Source organism: Nocardia sp. NBC_00511 (genome assembly GCF_045161165.1).
In the GTDB taxonomy this organism is placed as follows: domain Bacteria; phylum Actinomycetota; class Actinomycetes; order Mycobacteriales; family Mycobacteriaceae; genus Nocardia.
The window spans coordinates 4,389,434-4,407,591 of sequence record NZ_CP107849.1 but is presented as its reverse complement, the minus strand read 5'-3'; the positions used below and the strand labels follow the sequence as shown (position 1 = coordinate 4,407,591).

The window sequence follows — 18,158 nt, the reverse complement described above, 5'->3', positions numbered from 1 at the left end:
TCCTTCCGGTTCTCAGCGGCGGCGCTTGCCCACGGCGGCAAGGGTTTCGAGGGCGGCGGTGTACAGGGATTCGGCCGACGGCAGCGCCAGCCGCTCGAGCGGCTTGGCGTAGGGCAGCGGCACCTCGGCCATCGCCACCCGGCGCACGGGGGCGTCGAGGTAGTCGAACGCGCCGTCGGAGATGGACGCGGCCACCTCCGCGCCGATGCCGTAGGTCAGCCAGTCGTCCTCGCCGATCACGACCGCGCCGGTCTTCTTGGCGGACGCCACGATGGTGTCGCGGTCCAGTGGACGCAGGCTGCGGAGGTCCACGACCTCCGCCGAGATGCCCTCGGCGGCAAGCTTTTCCGCGACCTGGGTGCAGACGGTCGCCATCCGGGAGTAGCCGATCAGGGTGATGTCGGTGCCCTCGCGGGTGACCGCGGCCTTGCCGAGCTCGGCGGCCGGAAGATCGTCCGGCACTTCGCCCTTGGTGTTGTAGAGCGACAGGTTCTCCAGGAACAGCACCGGATCGTCGTCGTCGATGGCGGCCTTGAGCAGCGCCTTGGCGTCGGCGGGCGTGCTGGGCGCGACCACCTTCAGGCCGGGGACGAACGCGTAGTACAGCTCGATGTTCTGCGAATGCGTCGCGCCCAGCTGCTGCCCGCCGCCACCCGGGGTGCGGATGACCATGGGCACGTTGGTCTGCCCGCCGAACATGCCGTAGATCTTGGCGGCGTGGTTGACGATCTGGTCCAGTGCCAGCAGGGAGAAGTTGATGGTCATCAGCTCGACCACCGGGCGCAGGCCCAGCATGGCCGCGCCGATGGCCGCGCCCACGAAACCCTCTTCGGCGATCGGGGTGTCGCGCACCCGCTTCTCGCCGAACTCGGCCAGCAGGCCCGCGGTGATCTTGTAGGAGCCCTCGAAGACGCCGATCTCTTCTCCGATGAGGAAGACGTCGTCGTCGCGCCGCATCTCCTCGCGGAGGGTCTCGCGCAGCGCTTCACGGTAGGTCATGACAGCCACAGTGATGTCCTTAAACGGTGAAGAGCGGATCCGCGGGCAGGCGTCGGGAATCGCCGTGCACCGGGGTCGCGTAGTTGTAGTCGAACAGGGTGGCCGGGTCCGGGTGCGGGCTCGAGTCGGCGAAATCGACTGCGGCCTTGACGCGTTCGGCCACATCGGCCTCGATGGCCTTGGCGGAGTCCTCGGAGAGCACTCCGGCTTCGAGCAGCCGGTTGTGCCACAGCGCGACCGGGTCGTGCTCGCGGACCTCGGCGACCGTCTCCTCGCTGCGGTACTTGGCCGGGTCGACCACCGAGTGGCCCTTGAGCCGGTAGGAGACCGCCTCCAGCAGCGCGGGTTTGCCTTCGCGCCGGGCGGTTTCGATGAGATCGCTCGCCACCTCGCGCACGGCCAGCACGTCGGTGCCGTCCACGCGCTCGCCGCGCATGCGGTAGGCGGCGGCCCGCTTCCACAGATCCGGTTCGGCCGAGGACTTGTCGACGGTGGTGCCCATGCCGGTCTGGTTGTTGATCACCAGGAACACGATGGGCAGATTCCACAGCGCCGCGATGTTCAGCGACTCGTGGAACGCGCCGATATTCGTTGTGCCCTCGCCCATCTGGCACACCACCACGTCGTCGCCGTCGCGGTAGTCGATGGCCAGCGCCGCGCCCACGGCCAGCGGCACCTGGCCGCCGACGATGGCGTAGCCGCCGAGCAGCCGGGTCTGGGTGTCGTACATGTGCATCGACCCGCCCCAGCCCTTTGAGGTGCCGGTGGAGCGGCCGTACAGCTCGGCCATCACGCGACCGGGCTCGATGCCCTTGGCCAGCGCGTAGCCGTGCTCGCGGTAGTTGGTGAACAGGTAGTCGGTGGGCCGCATGGCCTTTCCGACGCCGACGACGGTGGCTTCCTCACCCAGGTTGAGGTGGCAGTAGCCGCCGATCTTGGCCTGCTGGTAGGCCTGCGCCGTCCGCTCCTCGAAGCGGCGGATGAACAGCATGTCGGTGTAGAGCTCGCGCAGTTCGGCGGCGTCCACGCCACCGAAATCGGTTCCGCCGAGCAGGGTTTCGGCTACGGCGGCATCGGCGTGCGATACCCCGGCCGGGCGGCTCGTCTTGCGAGCGCCCTTGCGCGGGGCGGCGGTGGTGGTGGTCATGATGGAACTCCTCAACGCTTCCGGGGCGGCGCGATGTGTACCGGCAGGCCCAGCCCGGCGAGGGCGGTCTCCATGCCGATTTCGCCGAGGGTGGGGTGGGCGTGAATGGTGTCGGCGAGCTCTTCGAGGGTCGCCTCCAGCGAAATCGCCAGGGCCCCTTCGGTGATCAGGTCGCTGGCCGACGGGCCGATGATGTGCACGCCGAGCACCTCCTGATGCTTGGCTCCGGCGACGATCTTCACGAAGCCCTCGGTCTCGCCGAAGGTCTTGGCCCGGCCCAGTGCCGCGAACGGGAACTTGGCGGTGACGATCTCGTGCCCGGCGCCGCGGGCGGCGTCCTCGGACAGGCCGACGGAGGCGATCTCCGGGTGGGTGAAGGTCGCGGCCGGGATCACCGTGTAGTCGATGTGGGCGTCCAGCCCGGCGACGGCGTCGGCGGCGGTCAGGCCCTGATGTGAGGCGACGTGCGCGAGCAGCGCCTTGCCGGTGACATCGCCGATGGCGTACACGTGCTCGACAGCGGTGCGCAGCTGACCGTCGACGGGGATGAAACCCCGTGCATCGGTGGCGATTCCGGCGACATCCAGGCCGAGGGCGGCGGTGTTGGGGCGGCGGCCGACGCCGACCAGCACCACGTCCGCGTCGAGCTCCCGCGCCTGCGGGCCGCCGACGGTGACGCGCAGCGCGTCGTCACCCGGTGCGATGCCGGTGACGGTGGAACCGGTCAGCACCGTGATGCCGCGCTTGCCGAAGCTGCGGCCCAGGGCGGTCCCGATCTCCTTGTCCTCCAACGGAACCAGGCGATCCTGCATCTCGACGACGGTGACGTCGGTGCCGAAGGTGTGGAACAGGCTGGCCCATTCCGCGCCGACCGCGCTGCCGCCGATGACGACCAGCCGCTTGGGCACCTCGGTGAGACCGAACGCGCCGTCGGAGGTGATCACGCCCGGCAGATCCGCGCCCGGCACGGGCAGCAGCGCGGGCACCGAACCGGTCGCGACGATGACATCGGTCGCGCTCACGGTGCGGATCGCGGTGGCGGTCGGGGCGGCGGCGTAGCGGGGGCCGCCGTCGAAGATCGGCGACGGACCGGCCTCGCGCACCTCGACGGTGGTGGGGCCGGTGAAGGTGGCGTGGCCCTCGATGACCGTGACGCCGTTGGCCTTCAGCAGGCCCGCGACACCATCGGTGAGTTCCTTGACGATGCCGTCCTTGCGCTGGCGCACGGCGCCGAAATCGAAGCGCACATTGTCGGCGTAGACACCGAAATCAGCGGCGTGGCTGAGGGTTTCGAACACCTCGGCGGAACGCAGCATGGCCTTGGTCGGAATGCAGCCCCAGTTCAGGCAGACGCCGCCCGGACGTTCCTTCTCCACCACGGCCACCTTCAGGCCGCGTTGCGCGCCGCGGATGGCGGCGACATAGCCGCCGGGGCCGCCGCCGATCACCAGCAGATCGAATTCCGGCACTCGTGGTGCTCCTCATCTCGATACAGACCCATGCGTCGGTTGTGATGCGGGTCATTGCGATCGAGTCTCGCGGTCACCAAATGCACAATCAATGCCCTGATAGCCCATATATCTTTGGATTGGAATGGGCGCAGCGCACAATTTGTACCGCCGAGTAGCGTGCTCCGGACGGCTCAGTCGCGGTCGGGACCGTCCAGCTCCAGCGCCGCCAGCGCGAGCGAAATTTCCAGGTAGGAGCGTTGCCCCTCCAGCGGGCGGCCCAGCAGCAGGGTGATGCGCTGCAGCCGGTTGATGATCGTGTTGCGATGGCAGTGCAGCAGCGGCGCGGCATTGGCGGCCGAGCAGTTCTCGGCCAGCCACACGCTCAGCGTGCGCAGCAGAATGTCGCGTTCCTTGGCGGGCAGTTCGAGCACCGGGCCGAGGGTGCGCGACACCAGCAGTTCGGTGAGATCGGGGGAGCGCAGCAGCAGCGCCTCCGGGTAGCGGGCGTCCAGCGACACCAGCAGGCCCGCGTCCGCGCCCGGCACCGTCTCGAGCGCGAGCGCCGCCAGACCGTGCGCGGTATCGATGCCGGCCAGCCCGCTCACCGCGGGGGAGACCCCCGCCCGGCCCCGGATCAACGGCCGAAGCTGTTGCAGCACAGCCGAACTGCCGCGCTGCTCCATCGACACCAGGCCCACCGTGGAATCCACCCGGTCGTGCCACACCGAGCGGATTCCGGTCGCCGCCAGCGTCGCCTCCGCGCCCACGTGCAGCGGCGGGCCGTCGCTGCCGTGCGCGACCACCACCAGATACGCGCCCTGCGCGGGCAGATTCAGCTCGCGCCCGGCCCGCGCCGCGAACGTCGCGTCGTGCGCGCGCCCGGCCAGCAGATCCTCGATCAGCGAATGGCGGCGACGCTCGTCGCTGCGCACCCGATCCAATTCGGTATTGCGATACGAGGTGACCAGCGCCGAGGACATGCCGTCCACCACCGCCCACATGGCCGATCCGACCATGCGGATCTCGCCCGCGCCGATGTCACCGGCCTTGTCCAGCAGCGCTTCCCACACGATCTGGCCGCCCAGCCGGAAGGTGCGCAGCATCGCCTCCAGCGGCACGCCCTGCTCGGCGCGGTGGCGGCCGATGGCGGCGGCCACATCGTCACCCTCCGGATCGGGTTGCTGGCCGCCGAGCCGATACAGGATCCGGGTCAGGTAGCGGCGGCAGCCGTCGCGCAGATCGGCGCGCGGCACCGCCGTGTAGTCGGTCCACTCGGGGTTGTCGGTGAAGATGGCCGCGATCAGCCGCTTGGTCAGCGCGTTGACCTCGGGCTGGCAGGCGGCGGCCAGCTGCTGGGTGACCGGCGTGGGTGCCGGGTGCCTGGGTGCCGCCATGCCGATCAACCTACGCCCCGGCGGTTGAGAACCGGGCGTCCGCCCGGGTGCGCCGGCACCGCCAAGGTTCCGTAAAACCGTGTAAAGGAATCTTGTGCCCGCCGCGGCGCTCGAGGTGTGCTGTAGATATGTTCCGGCACCATTCCCGTCGCGACGGCGAACCACCTCGACGGCGTTCGTCGCACCCCTGATTCTCGGGTATTTCAGCGGTGCCAGCGGTTCGCAATCAGGCGATCACACTCCGACTCACGCACTGCACACCGGCCCCATTTCCCGTGGCCTGATTCGCAGTGTCACAACCTATTTGGTGGATCAATCATGGCTGTATTCGCGCACCCCTCGCGCACCGTGCTGGTGACCGGCGCGACGTCGGGAATCGGATTCGCGCTCGCCCGTCGTCTCGCCGACGACGGAGCCACCGTGCTGATGCACGCGCGAACCCACTCCGAAGGCGATATCGCACTGGGTGAATTGGTGAAAGACGGTGTCGAACCATTTCGGCTACAGCTGCTCGTCGCCGATTTCCGGCGGTTGAGCGAGGTACGCGCGCTCGCCGCGAAAGTCATCCGCACCGTGCCCGGTCTGGACGTGCTGGTGAACAACGCGGCCATCGAGAGCCCGCAGGACCGCACCCTCACCGAGGACGGTCACGAGATCACCTTCCAGGTCAACTATCTCGCGCCGGTGCTGCTGACCCGGGCGCTGGCCGGATCGCTGGGCTCGGTGGGCGGGCGCGTGGTCAACGTCGCGTCGGAGCTGCACCGCGCCGGCGCCATCGGCTGGAACGATCCGGCGCGCAAGGGTTTCTACCTGCCGCAGGCGGTGTACAGCCAGTCCAAGCTGGCGCTGGCCATGTTCACCCGCACCTTCGCCGAGCGCGAGCACGGTGAACTCAGCGCCATCAGCGTGAATCCGGGGACGGTGGCCACCCCGCTGGCGCGCGTCTACGGAGCCGGTGGCAGGCGTCCCGACGAGACAGCAGACCTGCTCGCCGAGTTCTGCCCGCCGGAACGGCCGGTGCGCAACGGCGGCTACTACGACGGCCGCGAGCCCTCCACCGCGGCTGCGCCGGTGGACGATTCGCGGGCCCGGGCCCGGCTCGCGATGCTTACCGACCGGTTGCTCGGATCGACGCGGGGTGCGTGGAACGGCGCGAACGGGGTACCGCGCATCGGTGCCCACGTGCAGAGCACCGAGTTGGCCCGGCCGCAGGCGTAGGACGGGGGCGGGGACCGCCGGACCGCTCGCCGGTGCGGTGTTGTTCACCAGAGTTTAACGGCCACAAAGGCACTCGATTGACAGAATGGTAACCGGGTGCCCTCGAATACGAGAGGAAAGTGCAATGAACGCAATGGCCGCGGTCGCGCACGAGACGCCGATCGCCGCGTTCGATTCGATGCGGAACCGGATGCGGGAATTCGTTGCCCGCCATTCGCTTACGTATGAATCCGTGGACGCGCGTGACATTGCCCGCACTCCACTCGCAATACTCGGCACCGCCCCGCGGCCCCGACGGCGGTAGCCGACATCCGGAAACCGCGGCGGCCACCTCAGTCGACGCCGCCGCGGTTTTCGCTGATCGGACTGTGCGCCAGAACTATTCGGTGTCACATTCCCCTGGACGGCGTATGATCGGCCAGGATGGGCACCCGGGGGCGCAACGAGCAGGCAGTGGCAACCGGCTGGGACGTGTTCGTTCACGGGCTGGCGCGATGTCTCGCGGAATTACCCTCCCGCGCAACGCTGATCATCGCCGCCAGCGGAAATCGCTATGTGCAATTTCACCAGTTCGACATCAAACTATCGGTCGAGCTCACCGGCAATTCCTATCTGGCCGAACCGATTCCGGAGGCCGCAGCCAAACATCTGCGGGAACTCGGCTGGCGCGCGCCCGTACTGAGTCACGAGGTCGAGAACTGGCGGCGCGCCCTGTTCTGGCCCATCTCCGCGAAAGGCCTGGAGGCCCTCGCACATTCGGTGGCCGTCGGCCTGCACGAGGCCCTCGGCGTCAGTTCCCCGGACGAACTGCGCGCCTCCGGCTGGTCGGACACCAACGCCGAACTGGACCTGAGGGCCCTCACCTCGGTCATGCACTGACCGCTCGGAGGGCCCCGCCTCGAGTCAGCTCACCAGGTTCTTGCGCAGCTGTAGAACCGTCGCCGGATCCACGCCGAGGCCCTTGGTCAGATACTTGCCGAGATCACCGAACTGCGACTGCATCTGCTGCACCGCGACATCGAGATACTGATCACTGACCGTCTGCAACGGGATCAGCAGATCCGGATTCTGCATGTATCCGGCCTGCTGCAACTGCTGCCGCGTCGCCGCGTCCGCCGCCGCCCGATACTGGTTGGACAGCAGATAGTCCTGCCGGGCAACCGCTTCCGGCACCCCGACCGCCTGCAACACCACATACGACAGCCAGCCGGTCCGGTCCTTCCCGGCCGTGCAGTGGAACAGCGTCGCCTTCTTGGTGGCGGCCAGATCCTTGACGGTCTGCCCGAACTTCGCCATCGAATCCGCGGAGAAGAAGCTCTTGTACACCCCCGCCATGATCTGCTCGGCCGCACCGTTTCCGAGCATCTGCTGCTGCACCTCCGGATCCTTCGACCCGATCGCCTGCGACATCTTCAGGAACATGCCGGTGTCGTCGATGGCGCGCGCCACCCCCGGCACCCCGGACGGCAGCACATCGGCCCCGAGCCCCTGTACCTCGGCCGGGGTTCGGAAATCGATGACCTGCTGCAGGTTCAGCGACCCCAGCTTCTGCACGTCGGCCGCGGTCAGCTTCCCGAGCGCGTCCGACCGAATGATCTTGCCGGACTTGACGGTGGCCCCGTCGTAGGTCTGATAGCCGCCCAGATCCCGGACATTGGCTGCCCCCTGCAACACGATCTGCGTGGGAGCCCCCTGGGCGTGCGCGATGGTCGTCCCGCAGGCGCCGATCGCTATCGCGGCCAATGCCGCAATCGAAACTTTAAGTCGTGCAAATGGTTTCATCGCCGAGACGGTAGCCAGGCTCGGACCCGCCCCGGTCGATACGGCCGACCCCGACCGTCCATCGGGACCGGTACCCCGTCCATCGGGACGTGCCCTATCGAATCGAGCGAATCTCTGTATGTGTCAACAGGTTTCGCGTACCCCGCCTCGGCATATTAGCACTCGGCATATGAGCGCCGGAAACTTCGAGCCCGGCGACCGCACCCCAAACGGCCGAAGCCCCGGCTGCCAGGCAGCCGGGGCTTCGGTGAAATTCGTTGCGGAGCTTCGACTTAGACGTCGAAGTACAGCTCGAACTCGTAGGGGTGCGGCCGCAGGTTCACGGGCGCGATCTCCTGGTTGCGCTTGATGTCGATCCAGGTCTCGATCAGGTCCTCGGTGAACACGCCACCCTCGGTGAGGTAGTCGTGGTCTTCCTCGAGGCGGTCGATGACCGACGCCAGCGAGGTGGGGGCCTGCGGGATGTTCTTGGCCTCCTCGGGCGGCAGCTCGTAGAGGTCCTTGTCGACCGGAGCCAACGGCTCGATCTTGCGCTTGACGCCGTCCAGGCCGGCCATCAGCATGGCGGCGAACGCCAGGTACGGGTTACCCGAGGAGTCAGGCGCGCGGAACTCGATGCGCTTGGCCTTCGGGTTGCTGCCGGTGATCGGGATACGCACCGCGGCAGAGCGGTTGCGCTGCGAGTACACCAGGTTGATGGGGGCCTCGTAGCCCGGCACCAGACGGTGGTACGAGTTGACGGTCGGGTTGGTGAACGCCAGCAGCGACGGGGCGTGGTGCAGGATGCCGCCGATGTAGTGACGCGCGATGTCCGACAGGCCCGCGTAACCGGCCTCGTCGTGGAACAGCGGCTTGCCGTCCTTCCACAGGGACATGTGGGCGTGCATACCCGAGCCGTTGTCGCCGAACAGCGGCTTCGGCATGAAGGTGACCGTCTTGCCCTCGGCCCACGCGGTGTTCTTCACGATGTACTTGAACAGCTGCAGATCGTCGGCCGCACCCAGCAGGGAGTTGAAGCGGTAGTTGATCTCGGCCTGACCGGCGGTGCCGACCTCGTGGTGGCCGCGCTCCAGCTCGAAGCCCGCGTTCTGCAGGTTGGTCGAGATCTTGTCGCGCAGGTCGACGTAGTGGTCGTACGGGGCGACCGGGAAGTAACCACCCTTGGGGCGAACCTTGTAGCCACGGTTCGGGGTGCCGTCGGAGTTGAACTGCGCGCCGGTGTTCCAGGACGCCGAGATCGAGTCGATCTCGTAGAAGGCGCCGTTCATCTTGGACTCGTAGCTGATCGAGTCGAAGATGTAGAACTCGGCCTCGGCACCGATGTAGCAGGTGTCGGCGATGCCGGTCGAGCGCAAGTACTCTTCGGCCTTGCGCGCGATGTTGCGCGGGTCGCGGGAGTACGCCTCACGGGTGAACGGGTCGTGCACGAAGAAGCTGAGGTTCAGGGTCTTCGCGGCACGGAAAGGATCGATCCGAGCGGTGCTGAAATCGGGCAGCAGCAGCATGTCCGACTCGTCGATCGACTGGAAGCCGCGGACGGACGAACCGTCGAACGCGAGGCCTTCCTCGGCGAGGTCAGCGGTGAACGCCTTCGCCGGGATCGAGAAGTGCTGCTGCACACCGGGGAGGTCGGTGAACCGAATGTCTACATACTCGACCTCCTCCTCCTTGATGTACTTGATGACCTCGTCGGCCGTGCTGAACGCCACTTAGTACTCCTTACGGATCGGTTCCCAGCCAGTGGTGACTGCATGGGTTCGTCGCTGCCAGACGGTATGGATGCGGTGTTTCCCTGCAATCAAGGCTGTGTTTCGCCAGTGTTACACGTTAGGCGTTACCGCCAGTTACTGACAGATACTCGCTTGCCTGGTCAGGCTACCGGACGCAACCAAGGTCACTACCAGCGGATACCGGGCCTTACCGAAGATCTGACTACGGATCTGACTACTTCGCCACCGGAGCAGCGCAATTGGCTCTGCGTGTCGTTCGGCGACGCGCCGACGAGTTTTCGAGTCCAGCAATCGGGTGGCAAATCTGCGCATTCCACGCCGCCGATCCGGACTACCGCGCCGGGCCGGGCGCGAGCGCTCTCGGACCAGGGGCTGGCAGTGATTCGCTGCGCCGGATGATCTCGGACCGGACTGATCGGCGGTGCGTACTACGGGAGCTTCTCCGCAACAAGCCGAAGTACCATTTCCCACGTCGGTTCGCCCGGCTCGTACTCGGAATCCGCATCGGGCGGCTCGAAGGCGAGCGGATCGCTCGTCCTCATGAGTTCACGCAACCGGTCTTCGGCCCCGGGCAGGTAGCCCTGCTCGGGATGTACGGCCTCGAAATCGTAGTTGGGCCGTTCCAGTTCGAGCCCCATGCTGGCATCGAGCCAGACATGGGCGGGAACGCCGATGTCTCGCAGCAAGATTCGAGTCGCCGAGTGAGTCACCGCCTGCAGTGCGTCGTCCGGCAATGTGATCAATCGATTCGGCGGAAAGACCGCTTCGAGCATGGCTCGGTCGATGGGCTGTGCGATGGTGACCAACTCCGTCATCATGAAGGGCAGATTGTCGGCAATTTACAACCGGCGCCGGAGCCGGAACGGGTAGTCGCGATCGGCAAAACCCGGGTGCGTCCGACCCATCGTCGGACTCGCTCGGAGAAGGATGGTTCGAAGCGCGAGGGTGGCACCGGACGGGACGCCGCACTCGGTTCGGATCAAGCCCGCGACGGGGTGGGCGCGGCAAGTGCGTGATGCGCCGGGATGTCTTGGTGCGCAGTGGTTTCCGGCTCAACCGCAGGTGTGGTATCTAAGACGGGCGAAGTGGCCGGTGTCCTGCGGGAGGCGAGGGCCATGCCGATCACGCCCACTCCGAGTCCGGCAATGGTCAAGGCGTGCAGCGGTTGTGCGATGACCAGCCAGGCGAGTAGGGCGGTGGTGACCGGTGTGGCGAAGAACAGCTTGCCGACCCGGGTCGCATCCCAGCGCCGCAACATGGCGTTGAACAGCAGGAACACGCCGATGGAATTGACCACGATCATCCAGCTCAGCGATATCGCGAAACGGCCGGGATCGCTGACGTGGAAGTTGCCGCTGATCAACACGAGCAGTAGCGCGAACGGCGCACTGACCAGTTGGTGCACCGCTGTCGCGGCGCGGCTGTCCACACTCGGGCTGAACTTCTTCTGGTAAACGGTGCCCAGGCTCAAGCCCAGCAGTCCGACCACACACAGCAGGAGGCCGGGCCACGAGAAGTGCGACTGATCACTGACCGCAAGGGCGATGCCGATTCCGCCGATGCCGAATCCCAGCCACTGCCGCGTGGAGATGTGCTCGCCCAGCACGCCCGAGAAGAGTGCGATGACAACCGGATTCAAGCCCTGCACCAGCGAGATCACCGCGGCGGATACATGTTCGCCCATGGCCGAGTAGAAAGCGGCGAACTGCACGATCTGCATGAGTAGACCGGCGAGCACGACGTGCCGCAGCTGGCGGCCGCGTGGCCAGGTCGCGTGTATCGCAAGCCCGTAGAGCAGCAGCAGCGGTCCAGCGATGGCGTACCGGCCCAGCAGTACCATCATCGGCGGGGCGGCGCCGACGCCGATGATGCCGGCGATGAACGCGCTGCTCCACATGAGGACGAAGGCGGGCTGCGCGATCCCGTCCATAATCCGGCTTTTCATCGTGTTCTCCCAGGGGGCCGCCCGGCGCGGACGGTTGCCCGGACCTGTTCGAGCAAACGTATGCGCCGCGCCGAAGCCTGCCGGGGGTAGAACGCGCCAGTCTGCGGACTCGACACGCCACACCGGACCCGAGCCGTTCTCTCCTGCCCCCGGGTATCCGTCACTCCGGCGACCATTACGCAAGGCGCGATCAAAGCCGTCGAAGCCACCCGTAAAGTCCTCGCGCACAAGGCTTCCCGAATATGGAGAAACCGCGGCGCGACGCCCGATTCCGGAAATTCAACAGTTAAACTGCATATCTCAGCTGAGGAGATGGATGAGAACAGTGCACCTGCGGGTTGACGGGCGTCGGCGTGCGTTCGCACTACAGTTGCCGGCCGAACCGCGTCCCGGCATGCCCTTGGTAGTCGTCCTGCATGGAACCCGAGCGCCGGGGCTCGAGGCGATTCAGCGTGTCGCCGAAGCGCGCTCGCGGCGCACGACCGGTTTCGGCCCGTGCGCCGATCGCCACGGCATCGCAGTGGCCTATCCCGAAGCAGTCGGGGGTGCCTGGGCTGACGGCCGGGGTGTCACGAGGGCCGAGGGACACGGCGTCGATGATGTCGCTTTCCTGCGCGCGGTCGCCCGACGGTGTGCCGACCAGTACGGTGCCGACGCTGATGGAATGATCCTGGCGGGTATCTCCAACGGGGCGTTCATGGCGCACCGGATGGCGCTCGAAGCGTCGGATTCGGTCGTGGCTTTCGGCGCGATCGCGGGTGGGCTGCCCGCGGCATTGACCGAATCGCGCCCCTCCCACGCGGTTTCGGCGCTGCTGATCAATGGCACCGCCGACCGCATCGTCCCGATCGAGGGCGGTCATAGCCGCCGCCGCGAATCCGGCGGCGAATATCGCGGCCGGACGTTGTCATTGGCCGACACCGCGCGGCACTGGGCCGAGATCGATCGATGCGCCGTCGGCGAGTTCGTCGAAGAACGACCAGCGGGCAGCGATCCCACGCATATGGCGGTGACCCGGCGCGTGATGGGGAGTGGTGCCGGTGGGTCGCGGGTGGAGGCGTGGACCGTGCACGGCATGGGTCATACCTGGCCCGGCACGCCCGTCCCCGCTTTCCTCGAGAAAAGGTTGGGCAGGTCCCCGCGGAACGTCGACGCGGCCGAGGAGATCTGCCGATTCGCCCTGCCCGTACTGGCGACGGCCCAGGATCGCAGACTCTGAGGATCGCGGCGAATCTCGCGTCGGACGAGACGGCCGTTCGGGTGCGGAAAGCCTTGCTCGTGACCAGGTTTCACAAGCCTGCATATCGCACCATCAGCGCGACATGGCGAGGAAGTGGCGGGTGCTGATGGTGGAGTGGGCGATCGCCGCGAGCGCGAAAACGATCGCCCCGCTGCGTTGTACGTTGCCACTCACCTCCGGAAACCGCCCGCTGGATACTCCGAAGAAGGGACTTGGCGCGTTCGTGCCGACGACCGTGACAATCCTCACGGTTGCGCTCATTCCTCCCAAACAAGGCCGCTGAGCGGTCGCGGATATCCCGGCGGGCGGTGCGCGGTGCGGCCCTGCCTAAGCTGAGGCCCATGGCACGCATTACCGGCTCTTGGCTGTCCGGACCCAACGCCGAGTCCGGAGACGATCCGGCCGGTGACTATCAGGGTAAGGAATTGGGCCTGCCGCGATCGGGTGTGGGGGCGCTCGCGCCGTTCACGCGCCGGGTCGTCGCGATCCTCGCGGACTGGTTCATCTCGATGGGGCTGGCCGCGATCATCGTGCGGCCCAATGCCGAGCACCTGATCGCCAAGCTGACGATTCCCAAAGGGCAGCAGCCACCTTCGCACTTCGAGGTGATCACCCAGGCGCTGTCCACGCCGACGCTGCTGGTGTGGTTCGTGCTCGGGGTCGCCGCGATCACGCTGTTCGGGTTCACGCCGGGCCAGTACTTCCTGCGGATCAAGGTGACCCGGGTGGACGCGGACGCGCCGGTCGGATTCGTGCGCGCGCTGGCGCGTCAGGTCATCGTGATGTTCGTCATCCCGGCCCTGTTCACCGACGGTGACGGCCGTGGCATGCACGATCGGGCCACCGGTACGGCGCTGGTTTACAGCCGCTGAGGAAACGCCCGGCCGCGTTGCGGACATAAGGGAGTAATGCCCTCGCTGCATCGGGACGTCGATGCCGCACTGACCTTGCTCCGGAATTTCGCGCGTCCGGATTCGAATCGGTCCGCTCGTACCTGGTCGGGACATCCGACCCTGGTTACCTGCGATGCTGTTGGTCAATAGTGTGGCGAGACGTAGCCGAATGTTCACCGCAGTTTGCTTTCGATCTGTATGGTGACGGCGATTTGCCGGGGCACAACCAGAGATGGTGCGCATCGGTAAGTAGCTGTTGTTGTGCTGATGGAGGATCAATGGTCGAGGACTACCGGCCCGCCATGCGGGGCTTCAGCCGGCGGTCACTGCTCGCGACCACCGGTCTGCTGGGCTTGGCGGCGGCCGGTGCCGCGGTGACCGCGGGCGTGAACGCCACCGCCGACGCGGACGGCGTACAGCGCACCCCGCACGGTCAGCACATCGGCCAGACCAGCTTCGGCTTCAACGCGATCATCCGCACCGAACGCGTGCACTCGGTGGCGCGCGGCCGCGATGTCGACATGGTGACCATCCTGCCGCCCGGCGTTCCCGCTGAGGGCCTGCCGATTTCGCTACTGCTGCACGGCCTCTACGGCACCGCGCAGACCGCCGCGGTCGGCGGCCTGTCCGACGTGCTCGCCGCCGCGGTGACCACCCGGCAGTCACCCGCCTTCGGTTTCGTCGCCCTCGACGGCGGCGACAACTACTGGCACGAGCACGGCACCGGCGACGATCCAATGTCCATGCTGGTCAACGAGGTTCCCGGCTGGCTCGCCCAGCGCGGCCTGGGGGGCATCGGCGGGCTGCCCGCCGCCGTGACCGGCACCTCGATGGGTGGCTTCGGCGCGATGGTCTACGCCCGCCGCCGCGCCGAGCAGGGCCGCCCGGTCAAGGCGGTCGCCACCATGTCGCCGGGGCTGCTCACCTCGTGGACGGAGATGGCCAAGCGCAAGGCCTTCATCAACGCCGACCAGTGGGCCTCGCTGGATCCGCTGCGCAACTTCGACAAGATGGGTCCGGTGCCGACCGGCCTGTGGGTCGGGGATCACGACCGTTTCATCGACGGCTGCCGCCGTTACATCGAGGTCGCCAGGCCCGAGGTCGGTCTGGTGACACCCGGTGCGCACAACGACGACTACTGGCGCACAGTCACTCCCGATGTGGTCCGCTTCCTGGCTCGTCACATCATCTGAGCTGGTTTCACTCCGCTCGGCGGTGTCCGAATCGCCGGGATCGCTGTAGCGCCCCGGCGTAAGCTTTCCGCAGTGCGCACCAGGTGCGGTTCCGCGCCCGCCGTTCTCGCGGAAGGAGTGGTCCGATGACCGGCTTCTCGCCCGGTTTCCAAGGCCGGCCCCGGCCCAAGAGTGATCGGCTGCCGCCCGGGCAGTATCTGGTCGAGGACTGGCCGGTGCTCTCGGCCGGGCCGACGCCGCGGGTGGATCTGGCCCGCTGGCAGTTCACCGTCACCAATGAGACCGGCCGCCAATACAGTTGGAGCTGGCCGCAGCTGATGGCGCTGCCGCAGGAACGCCCGCACGTCGACATCCACTGCGTCACCAGGTGGTCCAAGCTCGACACCGACTGGCGCGGCGTCTCCCTCGACACCCTGCTCGAAAACGTCGAGACCCAAGCCGAATACGCGCTGGTCTCCAGCTACGGCGGCTACACCACCAACCTGCCCCTCGAAGATCTGCTCGACGGCAAGGCCTGGATCGTGCACACCTTCGGCGGCCAGGACCTGCACGCCGAGCACGGCGGCCCGGCCCGGCTGCTGGTGCCGCACCTGTACTTCTGGAAATCGGCCAAGTGGGTCAAGGGAATTCGCCTCCTAGACAGCGAGGAGCTCGGCTTCTGGGAGGCCGCCGGCTACCACAGCTACGGCGACCCCTGGCGCGAAGAGCGCTACCAGGACGACGACTGATGCGCTGGCAGCCCGCCGAACTCGTCGCCGACCGCTTCGAGAACCCGTCGGCCCGCACCCTGATCCTGCGTGTCCCGGGCTGGCCCGGGCATCGTCCCGGCCAGCACCTCGACGTCCGCCTCACCGCCCCCGACGGCTATCACGCCGAACGCAGCTACTCGCTGGCCGCGCCCGCCGACGGCGACCGCGTCGAGATCACCGTGCAGCGCGTCGTGGACGGCGAGGTGTCCGGATATCTCGTCGACGGCCTGCCGGTCGGTGCCTCGATCGAGGTGCGCGGCCCGGTCGGCGGCTGGTTCGTCTGGACGCCCGAGACCGGGGGAGCGGCCGTCCTGATCGGCGGCGGCTCCGGCATCGTCCCACTGATGGCAATGCTGCGCGCTCGCCGAAAAACCGCTGCCGCCAGCCCTTTTCGCATCCTGTACTCGCTGCGCGATCCGGCCGACCTGTACTACCGCGACGAACTCACCGAGCTGGGAACCGATCTCGAAACCGCCAGCGCGTCGACCGGACCCGGCGGCAGTCCGCTGCGTGGTGTGGACCCGGCCGACGGCATCGAGATCTTCGTCGCCTACACCCGCGACGCGCCCGCGGGCAGTCCCCGCCCGCCCGCCCGATTGACCCGCGAGGAAATCTCCCGCTACATGTTGCCGCCCGCCCCGGACGTCACCTGCTACGTGTGCGGCCCCACCGCGTTCGTCGAATTCGTCGCCGACGCCCTGGTTTTCGCCGGGCACGATCCGGCCATGATCCGCACCGAACGTTTCGGACCCACCGGAGGCCGGTCATGACGATCCCGTACACCTACGCCTCCGGCACCGCCGACGACCGCCACCTCGACGGCAACTGCCTGGCCGGCGTGCTCTCGGAGATCTTCCCCGGCGACCCCACCGTCCACGAATGCCGTTGCGGCACCTGCGGAACCACCGAACCCCTGGCCCGCGCGCTGGTCTACCTGAACTCGCCGGGCACCGTGGTTCGCTGCCCGCACTGCTCGGCGGTCATGCTGCAACTGACCACCACGCCGACCGGTCATCACCTCACCGTCACCGCCACCCTGCACATCCCGCGACTCCAGTAGGGGAAAGCGCGAGGCCCGCGTCCGGTTGGGGACGCGGGCCTCGGGTGAACGGTGCGGAAGGCGTTGCCTCCCGGGATGAATCAGCGGCGGCGGATGCTGCGCTGTACGCCGCGCATCTTCGCGCCGTTGGGCAGCGGGCCCTTCGGCAGCGCCGGTCCGCCGCGGGTGGCCAGCGCGGACAGGCGGCCCTCGATGAGGTCCATCCGCTTGGTGTCGATATTGCGCGGCAGCTTGGTCAGGTAGCGCTGCAGTTCCTTCAGCGGCACCTGATTCGCGTCGTTGCCGATGATGATGTCGTAGATCGGGGTGTCGCCGACGAGCCGCGCGACCTTCTTCTTCTCCTGCGCGAGCAGCGACTTCACCCGCTGCGGGGAACCCTCACCGATCAGGATGACGCCGGGCTGCCCGACCACGCGGTGCACGGCGTCGAGCTGGGTGGTGGCGGCGATACCGGGGGAGACACGCCACTTGCCCTGCAGGTTGTCCAGCGCCCAGGCGGCCGCGCCGGCCTGTCCGTCGGCCTTGGCGTACACATTGTTCTGCACGCGCCGCCCGAACAGGATGAACGCGCCGAGCGCACCGCCGATGAGACCGATCGGCAGCAGATACCACTGCACGCCGAAGATCAGTCCGATCACCAGGAACAGTACGGTCACGCCGACGAAGACGCCGATCATCAGCGGCAGCAGGAGTTTGTCTTCCTTGCGCTGCATCTGGAAGGCCTGCCAGAGTTGCTGGCGGCGCTCCTTCGACGCCTTTTTGCGCGCCGCCTTCGCCGCGGCCTTCGCTTCCTTCGACGGATTTCCGCCCTTGCCTGCTGCCATGGTGTCCAGCTTAGTGGCCGGTACCGCTTGGTTCGCGACGGGATCACCACGCCGGTGTGCCCGCGCGTCACCAGCCGTCCCGGGTGCGCCGCGAATCTCATTCAGTGGGACGCGTTGATCCCGGATACGACGGTCGGCCGCGAGGATACCGGCGGGTGGGTGTCCGGTTCGGTCATCGGCCACCCACCTCCTCGTCCCGGATCGGTAGCGGGGCGGCCCGGGATCGGTCGCGCTTTGGTGAAGCCCGCTTGGATCTGCTGAGCTGGTCGTCAATACCGAACGGAGACAACACCGATGTTGAAGAAGACCCTCGCGGCCCTCGCCGTGACCGCCTTCGCGACCACTCTCGCCACCGTCGCCACGGGCACGGCCACCGCGGACGTGTACTACAAGAACTGCGCCGCCGCTCGTGCCGCCGGTGCCGCCCCGATCCTGCGCGGCGAGCCCGGCTACCGTCCCGCGCTGGACCGCGACAACGACGGCATCGCCTGCGAGTGATCGCATCGCCTCGGCCGCGTACGACAGTGCGGCGG

The 18,158-nt window shown here is 67.4% G+C and carries 17 protein-coding genes and 1 pseudogene; 9 read left to right on the top strand and 9 right to left on the bottom strand.

The genetic code is table 11. The features are described from left to right. Positions 1-12: 12 nt before the first annotated feature. The 4 genes from OG300_RS20795 to OG300_RS20780 form a co-directional block, all read right to left on the bottom strand. Positions 13-999: an alpha-ketoacid dehydrogenase subunit beta gene (locus OG300_RS20795; RefSeq protein WP_405498420.1), complete on the bottom strand. Its 987-nt coding sequence runs from the start codon at positions 997-999 to the stop codon at positions 13-15. Positions 1,000-1,018: 19 nt separating this feature from the next. Continuing rightward, positions 1,019-2,146, bottom strand: a complete 1,128-nt coding sequence (pdhA, locus tag OG300_RS20790; RefSeq protein WP_405498418.1) for a pyruvate dehydrogenase (acetyl-transferring) E1 component subunit alpha — start codon at positions 2,144-2,146, stop codon at positions 1,019-1,021. Positions 2,147-2,157: 11 nt separating this feature from the next. Continuing rightward, a complete protein-coding gene (gene lpdA / locus OG300_RS20785; RefSeq protein ID WP_405498416.1) occupies positions 2,158-3,615 on the bottom strand; it encodes a dihydrolipoyl dehydrogenase in 1,458 nt (485 codons plus the stop codon). 173 nt (positions 3,616-3,788) lie between these two features. Then, the gene (locus OG300_RS20780; protein ID WP_405498414.1) at positions 3,789-4,991 is read right to left on the bottom strand and encodes a PucR family transcriptional regulator; all 1,203 of its coding nucleotides are present in this window, start codon (positions 4,989-4,991) and stop codon (positions 3,789-3,791) included. A gap of 318 nt (positions 4,992-5,309) precedes the next feature. Here OG300_RS20780 and OG300_RS20775 point away from each other — a divergent pair, with 318 nt between their 5' ends. Together OG300_RS20775 and OG300_RS20770 are read left to right on the top strand one after the other, a co-directional pair. Beyond that, positions 5,310-6,209 carry an SDR family NAD(P)-dependent oxidoreductase gene (locus OG300_RS20775; RefSeq protein WP_405498412.1) on the top strand — a complete coding sequence of 300 codons (900 nt, stop codon included), beginning with the start codon at positions 5,310-5,312 and terminating at the stop codon, positions 6,207-6,209. Positions 6,210-6,632: 423 nt separating this feature from the next. Next, the gene (locus OG300_RS20770; RefSeq protein WP_405498410.1) at positions 6,633-7,088 is read left to right on the top strand and encodes a TY-Chap domain-containing protein; all 456 of its coding nucleotides are present in this window, start codon (positions 6,633-6,635) and stop codon (positions 7,086-7,088) included. 24 nt (positions 7,089-7,112) lie between these two features. On the opposite strand, the gene OG300_RS20765 is transcribed toward OG300_RS20770, so the two are convergent. The 4 genes from OG300_RS20765 to OG300_RS20750 form a co-directional block, all read right to left on the bottom strand. Continuing rightward, positions 7,113-7,952 (bottom strand): tyrosine-protein phosphatase, encoded by an 840-nt coding sequence (locus tag OG300_RS20765; RefSeq protein WP_405498408.1) that lies wholly within the window; start codon positions 7,950-7,952, stop codon positions 7,113-7,115. A 311-nt stretch (positions 7,953-8,263) separates the two neighbouring features. Next, positions 8,264-9,700: a type I glutamate--ammonia ligase gene (gene glnA / locus OG300_RS20760; protein WP_405498406.1), complete on the bottom strand. Its 1,437-nt coding sequence runs from the start codon at positions 9,698-9,700 to the stop codon at positions 8,264-8,266. A 449-nt stretch (positions 9,701-10,149) separates the two neighbouring features. Continuing rightward, a complete protein-coding gene (locus OG300_RS20755; protein ID WP_405498404.1) occupies positions 10,150-10,539 on the bottom strand; it encodes an SUKH-4 family immunity protein in 390 nt (129 codons plus the stop codon). A gap of 161 nt (positions 10,540-10,700) precedes the next feature. Beyond that, positions 10,701-11,666: a DMT family transporter gene (locus OG300_RS20750; RefSeq protein WP_405498402.1), complete on the bottom strand. Its 966-nt coding sequence runs from the start codon at positions 11,664-11,666 to the stop codon at positions 10,701-10,703. 664 nt (positions 11,667-12,330) lie between these two features. Here OG300_RS20750 and OG300_RS20745 point away from each other — a divergent pair. The 6 genes from OG300_RS20745 (at position 12,331) to OG300_RS20720 (ending at position 16,801) form a co-directional block, all read left to right on the top strand. Then, positions 12,331-12,885: an alpha/beta hydrolase family esterase gene (locus OG300_RS20745; RefSeq protein WP_405498400.1), complete on the top strand. Its 555-nt coding sequence runs from the start codon at positions 12,331-12,333 to the stop codon at positions 12,883-12,885. Between the two features lie 362 nt (positions 12,886-13,247). Next, positions 13,248-13,778: an RDD family protein gene (locus OG300_RS20740; protein WP_405498398.1), complete on the top strand. Its 531-nt coding sequence runs from the start codon at positions 13,248-13,250 to the stop codon at positions 13,776-13,778. Positions 13,779-14,077: 299 nt separating this feature from the next. Further along, complete coding sequence (locus OG300_RS20735) at positions 14,078-14,992, top strand: alpha/beta hydrolase (RefSeq protein ID WP_405498396.1); 915 nt, start codon at positions 14,078-14,080, stop codon at positions 14,990-14,992. Positions 14,993-15,117: 125 nt separating this feature from the next. Then, positions 15,118-15,720, top strand: a complete 603-nt coding sequence (locus OG300_RS20730; RefSeq protein ID WP_405498394.1) for a sulfite oxidase-like oxidoreductase — start codon at positions 15,118-15,120, stop codon at positions 15,718-15,720. Continuing rightward, entirely contained in the window at positions 15,720-16,511 is a 792-nt protein-coding gene (locus OG300_RS20725; RefSeq protein ID WP_405498392.1) for a ferredoxin reductase, read from the top strand. Before OG300_RS20730 ends, OG300_RS20725 begins: the two co-directional genes overlap by 1 nt. Continuing rightward, on the top strand, positions 16,508-16,801 hold the full coding sequence (locus tag OG300_RS20720; protein ID WP_405498390.1) for a DUF6510 family protein: 294 nt from the start codon (positions 16,508-16,510) through the stop codon (positions 16,799-16,801). The genes OG300_RS20725 and OG300_RS20720 overlap by 4 nt, the downstream gene beginning before the upstream one ends. 80 nt (positions 16,802-16,881) lie before the next feature. Here OG300_RS20720 and OG300_RS20715 read toward each other — a convergent pair whose 3' ends face one another. Next, the gene (locus tag OG300_RS20715) at positions 16,882-17,625 is read right to left on the bottom strand and encodes a DUF4191 domain-containing protein (RefSeq protein WP_405498388.1); all 744 of its coding nucleotides are present in this window, start codon (positions 17,623-17,625) and stop codon (positions 16,882-16,884) included. A 378-nt stretch (positions 17,626-18,003) separates the two neighbouring features. Between OG300_RS20715 and OG300_RS20710 the strand changes: the two are divergent. Further along, positions 18,004-18,123 (top strand): annotated as a pseudogene (locus tag OG300_RS20710) (excalibur calcium-binding domain-containing protein); the annotation flags it as partial. Positions 18,124-18,158 lie beyond the last annotated feature (35 nt).